Below are 14,094 nucleotides of genomic sequence, written 5' to 3'. Positions count from 1 at the left end.
TCAACTCCCGTGCCACCGCCCGGTGCACGAGACGTCCGGCCGTTCCCGAACCGAGGTAGGTACCCAAGTGAGACTGACCCGTGCGGCCCTGGCCGTGGCCGCAGGCGCCCTGGCCCCGGCCCTGCTGCTCTCCACCCCGTCCTCCGCCGCGCAACCGGCCCCTTCCCCTGCCGCCACGACGACGGCCCCGGACGCGGGCCCGGCCGACGACTCCCCCTACGACTCGATGACGGAGGAGGAACTCCGCGTCGAGATCGCCCGCATCCTGGCCGACCCCGAGATCGGGAAGGCGGTGTTCCGGGAGGCCCAGGAGGCCATGGACGGCACGATCGACGACATGCGGTACTTCCTGAAGACCGGCCGGGCGATCGCTCAGGAGGAGGACGACCGGGTGGCGGTCGCGCGGATCCTCGCGGACCCGAACATCGGGAAGGCGGTGTACCGGGAGGCGCAGAAGGCGTTGGACGGTACGGCCGAGGACGTGCGGTACTTCCTGGAGACCGGCTGGGCGATCGCCCGGGAGGAGGACGACCGGGTGGCGGTCGCGCGGATCCTGGCCGACCCGAACATCGGGAAGGCGGTGTACCGGGAGGCGCAGAAGGCGTTGGACGGTACGGCCGAGGACGTGCGGTACTTCCTGGAGACCGGACTCCGGCTCGCCCAGGCGGAGGACGACCGGGTGGCGATCGCGCGCATCCTGGCCGACCCCGGCATCAGCGACGCCCTGCGCGCGGCGGCCGAGGAGGCCATCGACGGCACCCCGGAGGAGCTGCGCCACTTCCTGGAGGTCGGCCAGTACGAGGCGGACGGCCGGACCCCGCCGACCTCGGGCTGACCCCACGGTCTCCCGGCCCGTGTGTCCGAGCCGCCGCTGGAGCGGCACGGATGCACGGGGCAGGCGGGCCGGCACCATCAGGCCCCGGCCCACGGGCCGGGGCCTTCGCGCCGCCCCTCGTTGTCGTCCCCGCTACTGGCCCACCCTGCCGTCGACGCACTCGCGCAGCAGGTCGGCGTGCCCGCAGTGCCGGGCGTACTCCTCGATCCGGTGCACCATCAGCTCCCGGACCGAGGTCCTGTCCTTCCCCAGGCGAGTGCCCAGGTCCGGGTGCTCGGCCAACGCGGCGTCGGTAGCGGCCTGTTCGCGCTCCAGATCCGCGTACGCGGCGTCCACCACGGCCTGGTCGGCGACGGCCTCGTCGAAGTCCGCGTCGCGCCTGCCGTACAGCTTCGGCAGCGGATCGCCGTCACTGATCCAGTTGCGCCAGTCCCGCTCCACCTCGGCCAGGTGCCGGACCAGGCCGAGCAACGACATCGTCGACGGCGGGACCGACCGCCGGGCCAACTGCTCCGGGTCCAGGCCCTCGCACTTCATCCGCAGGGTCAGCCGATACCCCGACAGGAAGTCGTCCAGCGTGGCGAGTTCACCTTCCGGGCTCGCCCCGTCGTTCTCACGGGGGTCGTCATCGGGGTCGGTCCACATGTCGGGGTAGACGGTCGCCTGGGTCCATCGCGCGGGTTGATCGTTCATGCGTGCCATGGTCGTCCGCGGGGCCCGCACCCGCCAGCCATTTGTACGCGAACGGCGTGTGCACGGCTCCTACGACGGCCGACGTCACAATGCCCTCCGGTGTACGGACCGAACGAGATTCGCATTGCGGAACGTGGGGCGACACGGGGCGGGAGCTTCGGTGACGGCGATGCGGGGGTGCCGGGAAGTGGGCCGACCGGTCAGAAGTGAAAGCTCCCAGGGATTTTTAGACTTTGCAGTCTGTTTTTCGCGCCCGGGCGATCATCGCCCCGCTCGCGAGCGGGGCTCCTTCGCTGTCGCAACTCGCTCATGAAGTGGCCCGGATCACTCTTGACCGGCCCTGATCATGCCTCGATATTTGGCTGACTTTTGTGAGAGCCGTGTGGGGTCGGGGTGGGATCTGTGAACGATGTGTTGTGGCGTCGAGCGCGTCACGGTGTGTGCGCGCTGGCTGTTGCCGTCGCGGTGGCGGGCTCGCTTCCTGCTCTGGCCTCGCAGGCCGCGGCATCACCCCTGTCTCCCGGGGGAGTTGCGAGGGAGTCGGCCTCGCCGGAGTCGAGGGCCCTGGCCGCCGCTGCCGAAGCGGGTGAACGGGTGGAGGCTGTGGAGGGGCGCACCGTGCGGGGGCAGGTGGAAGCGAGGGGTGCGAACGGTCCCGGCGCCCCCAACTCCGTCCCCTTCCTCGTCAAGGAGGGCGACGGACCGGTCGGGCGATGGAACTTCCACGACACGGGCGACGAGGCGGTCGACTCCTCCACCACCGACCCGCAGCTCCAGGACAACGCCACCCTGGCCGGTGGCGCGGCCCGAACCGGCCAGGGGCGCCGTGGTGAGATCACGGTCACCCCGGCCACGGACACCACTCCGGCGGAGAAGGTCGCGGACAGCGGCCTCGCCCTCGACGGCACCACCGGCCACGCCGCGACAGCCGGCCCCGTCGTCGACACCCGTGCCTCGTACACGATGGCCGCTTGGGTCCGCCTGGGCGCGGATTCACGGGACGCCACCGTGATGGGACAGGACGGCGCGAACCGCAGTCCGTTCCTCCTGGGCTACGAGCAGAGCACCGAGAAGTGGTCGTTCCGCGAGGCGGACAGCGACGCACCCGCCGGAGACGCGGTGTCCTACCAGCGGGTCACCTCCAAGAACCAGGCGGTTCCGAAGGTGTGGACCCATCTGGCGGGCGTTTTCGACTCCGTCGACAACACGATCAGCCTGTACGTCAACGGTGAGCTCCAGGGCACCACACCGTTCGCGACGGCCTGGGCGGCGACCGGTCCGCTGCAGATCGGCCGCGTTCGGTCGGCCGGTACGTACACGGACCACTTCCCGGGCGTGATCGATGAAGTGGCGGTGTGGCAGGAGGCGCTGACCGAGGCACAGGTGAAGCAGGAGAGCGAGCTCCTGGGCGCGGACGGAAAGCCGTCCGCGGAACTCGTCGCCTCATGGAACCCCGCCCAAGCCACCGGTACGTCGCTGGCCAACGGTGCACCGGGTTACGACGGCACCCTGTCGCTCTCCCCGGGCGCCTCGCTGGTCGACGGCGAGCTGGTGCTGGACGGCACGTCGGGGGCCGGGAGCACGCCGGGTCCTGTGGTCGATGACTCGGGTTCGTTCACGGTGACGACGCAGGCGGTCGTCGACGGGGCAGCGATCATGGAGAAGCCGAACGGCTACAGGGCCCAGATCCTCGGCCAGCGCACGGCCACCGGATCTTCTTGGAGTCTGTGGTTCGAGAAGACCGGCGTCGGTCAGGAACCGGAGCTCGACGAGAACGGCGAACCGGTCCTCGACGAGAACGGCAATTTCGTGACCAGGCCGGTGCCGGTCGGGCGCTGGCACTTCGGCCGCCTGACCACAGACGGCACAGGGACATCGGTCGTCAGCAAGGAAGAAGCCGCCCTGGACTCCGAGGTCCGTCTCACCGGTGTCTACGACGCGCAGGAGAAAACCATCCAGCTCTATATCGCTGCGGATGCTCAGAGCAACGGGACCACGACCTGCACCACACAGGTCGGCAGTGGCGAGTTCTCCGTCGGCAAGGGATACCTCGGATCCTGGGGCAACTACCTGCCCGGGCGGATCGGCGACATCCGGATCTGGGCGGGAGCAATGAGCGACGAAGATCAAGTGAGCAACATCGTCGGTACCTGACCTTGCCGTTCCACGCCTGACCGGAACCAGCGGGGAACCAGCCGGGCCCCATGGCGGCCCCGCCGGTTCCCGGCCCCGCAGGGCCTTCGGCGGAGATTCCCCTTGCCCCGGTGCGTCAGGCTGCGAAGGAGTTCCTTTCTTCCGGAGGGTGGTGTCCGGCGTGTGTGCAATGGCGGGAGCCGGAGATCTGGTGATCGGCTGTCCTGGGCCCGTGCCCGGTGGGGCGGTGGGGGTGTGGCTCGATGGTGTGGGGACGTAGGGTTCCTGGCCATGACCGTGCTGCGTGGTGCTTCCGTCTTCCTCCGTCCCGCTGTTCGTGAGGACGTTCCCGCCCTGGCCGCCATCCGGGCCACTCCCGAGGTGCGGGCGCGGTGGAGGGGCGGGGACGATCTTGAGGCGGAGGTCTCGGCCGATCTCGAAGACTCCGGCAGCCGGCATCTGACCATCGAGTACCAGCAGCGGATCGTCGGCATGATCCAGTGGCACGCCGAGGAAGAGCCCGACTACCGGCACGCCGGCATCGACCTCTTCCTCGATCCCGCCGTGCACGGCAAGGGGCTGGGCACCGACGCCGTGCGCACGCTGGCCCGTCATCTCGTCGACGACCACGGCTACCACCGGCTGGTCATCGACCCGGCGGCCGACAACGCGGTGGCGATCCGCTGCTACGCCAAGGTCGGCTTCCGGCCGGTCGGGGTCATGCGGCAGTACGAGCGTGGCGCGGACGGCACCTGGCACGACGGCCTCCTGATGGACCTCCTGGCCGCCGAGCTGGTGCGCTGACCGAGCCTGACCGGCGGCCCGATCGCCCGCGCCCGCTCCTCGCGAAGGCGCGGGCCGGGGCCGGTCGGTTCAGGCGCCCACCGTCACCGTGAAGCGGCGGGGGTTGCCGTCGTTGGCGGCGCCGGAGACGTCGGGTTCGCCGTCGGGGCGGACGTCGTCGTAGGGGAAGGCGTAGCCGATCGGGGTGTTGGCGTGTACGACGCGGGACCAGTGGTTGGTGGTCGGGTCCCGGTAGTAGTCGGCGGTGGAGGTGCCGTTGGGCTGGTCGGGGTGGGTGAGCATCAGGGAGCGGTTGAAGCCGGAGGCCAGGCGGGCGAGTAGGGCCTTCTTGTCGTCCGGGTCGGCCGGGTTGTTGGCGAACGGGCCGTGGTTGCAGGTGAAGACGTCCTTGGAGGTGGGCTTGGCGAAGGTGTGGCCGCCCTCGAACGTCAGGACGTCCCCGCTCACCCGGCCGGCGCGGACGCCCCGGCCGCCCTGGAGGTCGATGCGCAGGTCGGTGGAGCGGTACTTCTCCCAGACCCGGTCGATGTACGAGGTGAACACGTCGCGGAACGGCATCTGGTCCGGGCGGTCGAAGAACGGCGCCATCAGGTTCTGCGGCGAGATCACGCGCAGCACGTTGCCGTCCGCGCCGCGGATCACCAGCTTGTCCCACGGCTGCCCGTCGGCGGCGGCCTGGGCGACGAGGCCGTCCGCGATGCGCTGCACCGCGCCGTCCGGGAGCGGCGACACGGTGTGCGTGGCGTCGCCGGTCAGGGTCAGGCCGATCGGCAGCGCGGTGACCAGGTCGACGTAGCTGATGTTGGCGTACAGCTGCTGAGGGTTGAAGGTGAACTCGCAGAACGACCAGGTGCGGCCGTAGTTGGCGTCGGTCGGTGTCGCGAACGCCGGTTCCACCAGGGCGGGGCCGGGGTTGAGGTAGAACGTGAGGGTGTCGTCGCGTACGAAGTAGACGCGGGCGCCGTACATCTGGGGCAGCGTCAGGACCACCGGCGCGCCGCCCGCCGCGTTCAGCGGGATGGCGCAGTCGACCGGCAGCGGGGTCTGCGGTGCGGCGGGGGAGTCGGGGCGGTAGACGCTGCCGTCGGCCCGCAGCAGGACCCACCGGTCGGTGCCCTGCTCGTGGCCGGTGACATAGGCGTTGACCCTGCCCGGCAACGAGCGGTTCTCCAGGGCGAGTTCGCACGTCGCGGGCGCGGCGGACGCGCTCGGGCTCAGGGCGCTTCCCCAGACGGGGTAGGTGAGGGCGGTCGCGGTGGCGGCGGCGCCGGTCAGGAAAAGCCTGCGTGAGATCACGGGGACTCCTGCGGTGTGGGGGATGCTCTCCACTTTCGCGAGGGTCGATCCAGCCGTCAAGACTTATGCTTGAGAGCGCTCTCAAAAGTTCCGATCCTTCACAACTCGCATTCATGGGGCGGATGTTGGAGATCGGTTCCGAACCCGTCCCGGACCTGCGAGCATCTGCGGGTGACCGTCATGTGCTGGGCCGTTGGGGGAGAGACGACCGGATGAGAGAGCTGTTGCCCGCGGACCCCCGGGAGGTCGGCCCGTACCGGCTGCTGGCTCGGCTGGGGGCCGGTGGGATGGGTGAGGTGTTCCTCGGGCGCTCCCCGGGCGGGCGGACCGTCGCGGTGAAGGTGGTGCGGCAGGGACTCGCGGAGGACACGCAGTTCCGGCTGCGCTTCGCACGGGAGGTGGAAGCGGCCCGGCGCGTCGGCGGCTTCTACACCGCGCAGGTGGTGGACGCGGACACCGAGGCCGCCCCGCCGTGGCTGGTCACGTCCTACATCCCCGGCCCGTCGCTGCGCGAGGCGGTCGCCGAGTGCGGCCCCTTCTCCGGCGAGGCGGTCGCGGCGCTCGGCGCGGGCCTCGCCGAGGGGCTGAAGGCCATCCACGCGTGCGGGGTGGTGCACCGCGACCTCAAGCCCGGGAACGTGATCGTCGCCGACGACGGGCCGCGCGTCATCGACTTCGGCATCGCCCGCGCCCTGGACGCGACCTCCCAGCTCACCCGGACGGGCGTGATCGGCACCCCCGCCTACATGTCGCCCGAGCAGATCCGGGGCCAGGAGGCGGGCCCGGCGAGCGACGTCTTCTGCCTGGCCGCCGTGCTGGCGTACGCCGCCACCGGCAAGGGCCCGTTCGGGGACGGTCCCACCGAGGCGCTGGTCTACCGCGTCGTGCACGACGAGCCCGACCTCTCGCGTCTCCCGGCCGGCCCCGCCCCGATCGTCGCGGCGGGGCTCGCCAAGGTCCCCGGCGACCGGCCCGGCGTCGACGAATTCCTCAGCCGGTGCGCCGCGCTGGCCGGACCCGACGGGCTCCGGCTCCCGGACGGCGTGACCGAGCTGATCAACGAGCGGACGGCGCGGACCAAGGCACTGGCCGCTCCGCCGGTCCAGCGACCGCCGAAACTCCTTGAGCCCGCTGAGCCCGTTGAGTCCCCTGAACCCGCTGAGCCCCCGAAGCTCCCTGAACCCGCTGAGCAGTCGCTTCCGTCTCCGGGCCCGGCGTCCGGACCTGCCGGGCAGGCCGCACCCCGGCCCGTCCAGCGCGTCCGGGCCACCGGGGAGAGGACCGCGGCCGGATGCACACCCGTGGCCCTGCCCTGGCTGCCGGGAAAGACGGCCGGGGCGCGGCGGGCGAGGATCGTCCGCTGGCACAAGCAGGTGGGCGACGAGGTCGTCGTGGACGAGCCGCTGGTCGACGTCTCGTCGGTCCGGGGCGGGACCGTGATCACCTCTCCGGCCGACGGCACGCTCTTGGCGGTCTACTGCGGCGACGGCGCGTCGGCCCGCATCGGCTCCGTCGTCGCGGGCATCGGTACGCCGGGGGCGAAGGTCCCGCGCGTGCGTCGGTTCCGCGTCGGCCGGATCGCCCTGGTGTCCTCCGGCTGCCTCGTCGCCGCGGCCCTCGTCGTCGGGCTGCTCGGCGCACAGGGGCCGCTCTTCAGCGGTGACATCCGCGAGGCGGGCCGGGGCGACTGCGTCGCCCAGGAGTACCCCGACGAGAACAGGAACGCGGACTGGATCACGAAGCCGTGCCTCTTCATGGAGATCCGCGCGTTCCTGAACGACGGCAACGAGTCCAAGACCTACTCGAAGGTTCTCCGCCGCGATCCGCCCGACGGGTGTTCCAGGTCCGTGGAGGGGTGGTCGGAGACCGACGACTACGAGGCGGAGGCCGGAGACGTGGTGCTGTGCCTGGAGCGGCTCTGACCGGCTGACCGGTGGTGTTTCGCGTGCCCGGAAAGCACGACGCCCCGCCGAGGCCGGCCCGAGGGGCGGCGGGGCGGGGCGGGGGTGGTTCCGGGGCTCTCAGACCGTGGCGTTCAGGAAGGCGGTCCAGGCAGCGGGGGGAACGGTGAGGACGGGGCCGTCGGTGACCTTGGAGTCACGGATGTGGACGGCGGCGGGGTGGGCGGCCACCTCCACGCAGTCACCGCCCTGGGGGCTGCTGTAGCTCGACTTGCGCCAGTCGTAGGCGACTTCGAGGCAGTCACCGCCCTGGCTGCCGCTGTAACTGGATTTGAACCAGGCGAGGGTGGCGGTACGGGGGGCCGGATGTGCTGCGCTGGTCATTTCTCTCCAAGCAGTTCGTCCAGTAGGCGTGCGCTCGCCTCGACGGAGAGCGCCTGCGAACGCAGCATCCCACATTTCTGCTGGAGCACACTGACGTCGTCTGGATCTTGATGGAGGTAGCTGGTCAACTGGCCCTCCACATAGACCAGGTGGTCGTGATCGGGGGTCTCCAGCAGCACCATCGGCCCGTCGAGCGCTGCGTGCTTCGGCAGTTTCAACGGCATGATCTGGAGCCCCAGGAAAGGGAGTTCCATGCACTGACGCAGATGCCGGATCTGGTTCCGCAGCACGGCGGGTTCGCCGATCTCGCTGCGCAGAATGCTCTCCTCCAGGAGGAAGTGGAGCATGGGGCGGGGCTTGCGGCCGAGCAGCTTCTGCCGGTCGAGCCGGTCCGCCACCCACTCCTCCAGCTCGTCCTCTTCGAGGGGCGGGTACTGGCAGGAGAAGACGAACCGGGCGTACTCCTCGGTCTGGAGCAGCCCCGGTACCACCTGGTTCTGGTACGAGAACAGCGTCAACGCGTTCTGTTCGTACTCCACGAAGTCCTGGACGAATGCCGGGAACCGCTCCTTCAGTGGCACCTTCTCCACCGCTACCCGCAACGCCCCCTTCGTGTTCAGCAGTTCGTCCAGCTGGATCGCGAAGTCCAACTGGAGTGCTCTGCGGCCCTGTTCGATCGATGCGATCGTGTCCTCGCCCACGGAGCACCGGTCGGCCAGCGCCACCTGCGTCATCCGGGCCGCTTTGCGGAACATCGCCAACTGTGCGCCGATCAGGTGCCAGGACGTGATCTGCTTGCTCTTCTTCTCTGCCGGTTGCATGAGCTGCCTCTCCCCGTTACGAACCCCGAATGACCCGTCAGGAGCCGTACAAAGGCGTTGTACGACCCCACGCGGTGCTCAACGCTAGTGACTTTGTGTGACGTTGTGTGCGTGAACGAAACAACTCAACTCCCCTGTTTTCGCGAGACGTTCCATCGCCGGGAACGCCGTGCCGTGCCGCTCGTACGGCAGTTCGTGCGCGAGGCAATCGTCGACTGGGCGTGCGACGTCCGGGCCGACGACGTATTGCTCTGCGTGAGCGAACTCGTCACCAACGCCGTCCTGCACGGAGTCCCGCCCGGCCGTGGTTTTCGTGTGCATCTCCACTGGGAGCGGGCCGGTGGTGTTCTGCGCGTCGAGGTCCACGACAGCGGCGACGGGGAGGTCCGTCCCCGTGATTCCTGGGCGGCGCCCGACGAGGAGGGCGGGCGCGGGCTGCTGCTGGTCGCGGCGCTCGCCGACAAGTGGGGAGTGGGGGAGCGGGACCCGGGAAAGGTGGTGTGGTGCGAGTTCGGGGCGGGGCACACAAGCGGGTGAAGTGCCGCATATCCCCACAATGTGCTCGGGGCGTCAGAGCCGGTCGGGGGGTGAGGCACAAGATCGGCGGGGTCTACCGGTTCCGGTCGCGGGTGGGGTACCCCTGGAGAGGCGGCTCCGACCGGGCCGTTCCTCAAGGACGTGAAGTGGAAGGACCCTGTGATGGACAGCTGGTACGTGGACGACCGCTGCACCAACTGCGACGTCGCCCGGCAGTTCGCACCCGAGCTGATCGGCGAGGAGGACGGGACGTCGCGCATCCTGCGACAGCCGGAGGACGAGGCGGAGAACCGGCGCTTACACGCCGCCGTCTTCGCCTGCCACACCCGCTCGATCCGTCCCGCGTCCGGGCAGCCCGACCCGGCGCTCGACCCGTTCCCGATGGCGCTGGACGACGGTGTGCTGGTGTGCGGGCACAACTCCACGCACACCGCCGGTGCCAACTCCTACCTGCTGCGACGGCCCTCCGGTGCGGCCATGATGATCGACACCCCGCGCTGGAGCCCCCGGCTCGCCGAGCGGTACGTGGCGGCCACGGGCCCCGTCACCGACGTACTGCTCACCCACCGCGACCACGCCGCGCACGGTCGCCGCTACGCCGACCACTTCGGCGCCCGGCTGTGGATCCACGAGGGCGACCTCGACGCGGCACCGGACGCGGACCGGGTGATCAAGGGGCTCGACCCGGTGGAGATCGGCGAGGGCGTCACCGTCCACCCGCTGCCCGGTCACACCCGGGGCAGTGTGCTCTACCTCGCGGACGACCGGTACTGCTTCACCGGCGACAGCTTCTACTGGTCGCGCACGACCGGCGACCTGGAGGTCGCGGAGAGCGTGACCTGGTATTCGATCGAGGAGCTGGCCGCCTCCCTGGCGAGGACGGCGGGGAAGCTGCGGTTCGAGTGGGTGCTGCCCGGACACGGCGACCGGCGGCGCCTGGACGCCGACGAGATGTCACGGCGGCTGCACGCGTTGACGGAACGCACGGGGCTGCTGGAGCCCCGGCCGATCGACTTCACGGCCCTCCGCTGGTGAGGACGCGCCCCGGCGCACTTCGGCGGGACACGTGCTCGGCAGCGCCTGCCCCGGCTCGCGCCCGGCCCGCAGCGCGTGCCCCGCAACACCCTCCCCGTCGTGTTCCGTTGTGTTCCGGGGCGTCCGACCGACCGGCCGGCGGCGCCCCTCGACGGTGAGGGGCGTGTTCCGATGTGTCACGCAGCGGGACCGGGCGCGGAGGGCCGCCTGGCGGTGTCCCGTGAAGCGATGGCCTCCGCCACCTCTTCGAGCGCGGTGCGCAGGGAGGCACCGTATGCGTCCTGCGGGAGGCCGGGGGCGTGCTCCTCGGCTGCGTCGATGTGCTCGCGGGCCGCGTCGAAGGACCCGAGCCGGCGGTAGTTGTCGGCCAGGTTGAGATGGAGGGAGGGGTAGAACCCGGTGATGTGGAGGCCGGCGTGGTGCTCCTGGACACGCTGCTCGGTCACGGCGTCGGCGGCGTCCAGGGCCCGGACGTCCCAGGCGAGGGCCTGGGCGGGATCTTCGTAGAGGTCAGCCAGGTAGTGGGCGAGCGAGCAACGGTGCAGCGGGTCCCCGGTGACGCCGATCACCGACCACAGGTCCAGGAGCTTGCGGCGGGCGGAGAGGACGTCGCCCGTCCGGCCTTCGACGACGGCTCGGCCGATGGCTTCCATGGTCGGATCGGAGTCGGCGGATGCAGTGGGCATGAAGTGTTCCTCGTCGTTGTCGTTGTCGTTGTCGTCGTTGCTGTTGCTCGTCGGTCGTCGGTCGTCGTTCTCAGGCCGAGTGGTCGAACCTGATGGGCATGGCCAGAGTGGTGAGATCGCCGCGGTCGGCGGAGCGGATCGTGACGGGCCGGTCGTGTCCCCTCAGATCGAGCATCACGTCGGGTCCGATCGCCGTGCTCACGGCGGGATAGAGCGTGGTCACCCCGAACCGGATCCGGAGGTCCTCGCCCGTCACGGTGGCGGGGAGCGGGATTCCGGGGTGTTCGTCGTCCGGGGGCCGGACGCTCACGCCGTGCTCGGTGACGTGCAGTGCGACGTGTTCGCCGGGGTGTTCCTCCAGGGCCCGCAACAGCAGGTCCTTCGGGACCGTCGCGCGGGTGGTGACCTCGTCCAGGGAGGCGAGCATCAGCCGGTGGTCGGGGAACTCCTCGGGCAGGATCCGGCAGTGCCGGTCCTCGCGCCCGGACATGCGCAGCCGGATCCCGTGCGGCACCGCTTCGACGCGGACCAGCGCACTGCGCCGGACGTCGGCGACCGCGGCCCGGAGGTCGCCGCCGTCGACCGTGCCGGCCCAGGTCTGCTCCGCCGGCCGGGCCGGCACCAGGGTCCGGGTGGAGAGCCGGTACCGGTCGGTCGCCGTCAGGGCGATCGCCTCATCGTTCGCCTCGACGTGCAGACCGGCGAGCACCGCCGTCCCCGGCTCGTGCGCGGTCGCGGTCAGGACCTGCTCGACCGCATCCGCCAGCACGGGCCCCTTCAGCGCGGCGATCAGCAGACCGGGCACGTCGCCGCCGAGGGCGGACCTGATGACCGCGGCCTTCCGCCGCGCCGCCGCCGCATCCCCCTCGATCCTGGCGAGATGCTCGTCGAGCAGCCGAGCCGCCTCCTCGGCCCCGGCGCCGAGGACCGCCTCGACCGTGGCCAGTGGCATGGCGATCTCGCGGAGCCGACGCAGTGTGGTGGCCCGCGCCAGCTGGTCGGCGCCGTAGTGGCGGTAGCCCGTGACCGGGTCCACTTCGGCGGGGGGCAGGAGCCCGGAGTCGGCGTAGAAACGCAACGCGCTGGAGGTCAGGCCACTGCGCTGCGCGAAGACCCCGATGGGCATCAGTTCGGAATTCGGCACCTCGCCATCATTGGGCTTCAACCAACTCGAAGGTCAACACCGACGTGGGCCGTCAACGAGGTCATCGACGTCAACGAGGTCATCGACGTCATGGTCGGAAACGACCGGGCGTCCACAGACGGAGCTTCTCCGGATTGCGGACCACCCAGATCCGGTGCGCCCGGCCGTCGAGGGCGTCGAACGCGGCCACGGTCGCGGTGACCCCCTCGTACTGGGCGACCAGGCCGGGCGCACCGGCCACCGAACGCTCCAGGAGCCGCAGCCCCGGCGCCCTGTCGGCGATCGCGATCATGTACTGGGCGATGCGCGCGCCGCCCTCGACCGGGCGCAGCACGGTGCCGACCAGGCCGCCGCCATCGGCGGTCATCACGGCGTCGGGGTCGAGCAGACCGACGAGGGCCGTGATGTCCTTGGCCTCCCACGCCTCCTTGACGTGCCGCACCACCTCGGCCCGCCCCGCGGCCGAAGTCGCGGGGGCGCGCTCGGCGCGCATCCGCCGCCGGGCCGAACTCGCCAGCTCCCGGCAGGCCCCGGGGGTGCGGCCGACGATCCCGGCGATCTCGGGGAAGGAGTAGCGGAACACGTCGTGCAGCACGAAAGCGACCCGCTCGGCGGGCGTCATCGACTCCAGCACGACGAGGAAGGCCATGGTCACCGACTCGTCCAGGGCGATCCGGTCGGCGGGGTCGGCGGTGTCGGTGTCGCGCCCGCCGCCGGCCCACTCCCCGTGGTCGGGCAGCGGCTCGGGCAGCCACGCGCCGACATAGCGCTCGCGCCGGGCCCGCGCCGAGCCGAGCACGTCCAGGCAGATGCGCCCGGTCACCGTCGTCAGCCAGGCGCCGGGGGACGCGACGGCCTCGCGCCTGCCCCGCGGCTGTGCGTACCAACGGGCGTACGCCTCCTGCACGGCGTCCTCGGCCTCGGCCACCGAACCGAGCAACCGGTAGGCGATACCGATCAGTTGGCGCCGCTCGCCCGCGACATCCACCGCACCCGGTTCACCCGCGACGTCCGCCGCGCCCCGTTCGCCCGCGCCCCCTGCCGTGCCCCGTTCACCGGCGATGTCCGCCGTGCCCCGCTCGGGTACGCCCCTGGTCATGACCGCTCCCCCCTGGTCCGCCGTTCTCCCGCCTTGCATTTCGCGGGCCTGCGTCGTCGGACCGGTGAGACCTTATCGACCCACCAAGGGGACGGCATCATGACGACGCGGACGACGGGCACGACGGGCATGACGGAAATGACGAACACGGCGCGGCGCACCGCCGTGTTCCTGCGGACGTCGGTCGTCCTGCAGACCCTGACCCTCTTCCTCCAGGCGGTCAGCGCCGGTGTGCTGCTGTCCTCCTCGCACAGCGGCCTCCTGCACGACGTCGGGGCGCGCGTGATGTACGGGGCGTCGATGCTGTACCTGCTCGCGGCGGTACTGGCCTGGCGGCCGGGCGGCGGTTCGCCCCGCCCCATCGGGTACGCGGCCGGCTTCCTCGTCCTCGCCTCGGTGCAGGTCGTGCTCGGCATCGCGCACGTCCCGTCGGTCCATGTCCCGCTGGGCGTCCTGATGTTCGGCCTGAGCGTGCTGGTGCTGGCCCGCCGGGACACGGGCGCATCACACTAGACGACATCGCGGACCAGGGCGGCGAAGGCGGCCGTCTCGCTGCCGCGGGGCGCCTTTCTTGGTGTGTCCGGACCTCCTGCCGGGGTTGCTGCTCGATCGCGGGGAGTGAGAGCTTCGCCCCCCCTGATCGCACCGGTGTGCCCAGGTGCATGATGTGCCTGGACACGGGGAGGACGCATGACGCAGACCACGCCGCCGACATGGGGGCTGACA

The 14,094-nt window shown here is 71.0% G+C and carries 15 protein-coding genes; 8 read left to right on the top strand and 7 right to left on the bottom strand.

The window, feature by feature from the left end:
• The first annotated feature begins 67 nt into the window (after positions 1-67).
• The gene (locus ABZZ04_RS24035; protein WP_356934255.1) at positions 68-835 is read left to right on the top strand and encodes an ALF repeat-containing protein; all 768 of its coding nucleotides are present in this window, start codon (positions 68-70) and stop codon (positions 833-835) included.
• A gap of 132 nt (positions 836-967) precedes the next feature.
• Here the strand turns inward: ABZZ04_RS24035 and ABZZ04_RS24030 are convergent, their stop codons facing one another.
• Positions 968-1,537 (bottom strand): DinB family protein, encoded by a 570-nt coding sequence (locus tag ABZZ04_RS24030; protein WP_356934254.1) that lies wholly within the window; start codon positions 1,535-1,537, stop codon positions 968-970.
• 621 nt (positions 1,538-2,158) lie between these two features.
• On the opposite strand from ABZZ04_RS24030, the gene ABZZ04_RS24025 reads away from it, so the two are divergent.
• From ABZZ04_RS24025 to ABZZ04_RS24015, 3 genes are all read left to right on the top strand, one after another.
• Entirely contained in the window at positions 2,159-3,682 is a 1,524-nt protein-coding gene (locus ABZZ04_RS24025) for a LamG domain-containing protein (RefSeq protein WP_356934253.1), read from the top strand.
• A gap of 50 nt (positions 3,683-3,732) precedes the next feature.
• On the top strand, positions 3,733-3,876 hold the full coding sequence (locus tag ABZZ04_RS24020; RefSeq protein WP_356934252.1) for an Imm1 family immunity protein: 144 nt from the start codon (positions 3,733-3,735) through the stop codon (positions 3,874-3,876).
• A gap of 76 nt (positions 3,877-3,952) precedes the next feature.
• Positions 3,953-4,465 (top strand): GNAT family protein, encoded by a 513-nt coding sequence (locus tag ABZZ04_RS24015; RefSeq protein WP_356934251.1) that lies wholly within the window; start codon positions 3,953-3,955, stop codon positions 4,463-4,465.
• A gap of 69 nt (positions 4,466-4,534) precedes the next feature.
• On the opposite strand, the gene ABZZ04_RS24010 is transcribed toward ABZZ04_RS24015, so the two are convergent.
• Positions 4,535-5,761, bottom strand: a complete 1,227-nt coding sequence (locus ABZZ04_RS24010) for a glycoside hydrolase family 64 protein (RefSeq protein WP_356934250.1) — start codon at positions 5,759-5,761, stop codon at positions 4,535-4,537.
• A 212-nt stretch (positions 5,762-5,973) separates the two neighbouring features.
• Here ABZZ04_RS24010 and ABZZ04_RS24005 point away from each other — a divergent pair, with 212 nt between their 5' ends.
• Positions 5,974-7,683, top strand: coding sequence for a protein kinase (locus ABZZ04_RS24005; RefSeq protein WP_356934249.1), 1,710 nt, complete (start codon positions 5,974-5,976; stop codon positions 7,681-7,683).
• Between the two features lie 99 nt (positions 7,684-7,782).
• Here the strand turns inward: ABZZ04_RS24005 and ABZZ04_RS24000 are convergent, their stop codons facing one another.
• Both ABZZ04_RS24000 and ABZZ04_RS23995 read right to left on the bottom strand, forming a co-directional pair.
• Complete coding sequence (locus ABZZ04_RS24000) at positions 7,783-8,046, bottom strand: DUF397 domain-containing protein (protein WP_356934248.1); 264 nt, start codon at positions 8,044-8,046, stop codon at positions 7,783-7,785.
• Positions 8,043-8,867 carry a helix-turn-helix transcriptional regulator gene (locus ABZZ04_RS23995; RefSeq protein WP_356934247.1) on the bottom strand — a complete coding sequence of 275 codons (825 nt, stop codon included), beginning with the start codon at positions 8,865-8,867 and terminating at the stop codon, positions 8,043-8,045. The genes ABZZ04_RS24000 and ABZZ04_RS23995 overlap by 4 nt, the downstream gene beginning before the upstream one ends.
• A gap of 111 nt (positions 8,868-8,978) precedes the next feature.
• On the opposite strand from ABZZ04_RS23995, the gene ABZZ04_RS23990 reads away from it, so the two are divergent.
• On the top strand, positions 8,979-9,404 hold the full coding sequence (locus ABZZ04_RS23990) for an ATP-binding protein (protein ID WP_356934246.1): 426 nt from the start codon (positions 8,979-8,981) through the stop codon (positions 9,402-9,404).
• A gap of 162 nt (positions 9,405-9,566) precedes the next feature.
• Positions 9,567-10,439 carry an MBL fold metallo-hydrolase gene (locus ABZZ04_RS23985; protein WP_356934245.1) on the top strand — a complete coding sequence of 291 codons (873 nt, stop codon included), beginning with the start codon at positions 9,567-9,569 and terminating at the stop codon, positions 10,437-10,439.
• Positions 10,440-10,615: 176 nt separating this feature from the next.
• Here ABZZ04_RS23985 and ABZZ04_RS23980 read toward each other — a convergent pair whose 3' ends face one another.
• The 3 genes from ABZZ04_RS23980 to sigJ all read right to left on the bottom strand — a co-directional run bounded on the left by ABZZ04_RS23980 (position 10,616) and on the right by sigJ (position 13,368).
• A complete protein-coding gene (locus ABZZ04_RS23980) occupies positions 10,616-11,125 on the bottom strand; it encodes a hypothetical protein (RefSeq protein ID WP_356934244.1) in 510 nt (169 codons plus the stop codon).
• Between the two features lie 70 nt (positions 11,126-11,195).
• Positions 11,196-12,269 (bottom strand): MerR family transcriptional regulator, encoded by a 1,074-nt coding sequence (locus ABZZ04_RS23975; protein ID WP_356934243.1) that lies wholly within the window; start codon positions 12,267-12,269, stop codon positions 11,196-11,198.
• A gap of 88 nt (positions 12,270-12,357) precedes the next feature.
• Complete coding sequence (gene sigJ / locus ABZZ04_RS23970; RefSeq protein ID WP_356934242.1) at positions 12,358-13,368, bottom strand: RNA polymerase sigma factor SigJ; 1,011 nt, start codon at positions 13,366-13,368, stop codon at positions 12,358-12,360.
• A 138-nt stretch (positions 13,369-13,506) separates the two neighbouring features.
• Between sigJ and ABZZ04_RS23965 the strand changes: the two genes are divergently transcribed.
• Positions 13,507-13,881 carry a hypothetical protein gene (locus ABZZ04_RS23965; RefSeq protein ID WP_356934334.1) on the top strand — a complete coding sequence of 125 codons (375 nt, stop codon included), beginning with the start codon at positions 13,507-13,509 and terminating at the stop codon, positions 13,879-13,881.
• Positions 13,882-14,094 lie beyond the last annotated feature (213 nt).

Source organism: Streptomyces sp. NPDC006435 (genome assembly GCF_040612315.1).
GTDB lineage: Bacteria > Actinomycetota > Actinomycetes > Streptomycetales > Streptomycetaceae > Streptomyces.
Note: the sequence above shows the minus strand (reverse complement) of the source record. Positions and strands in the feature narration are given on the sequence as shown.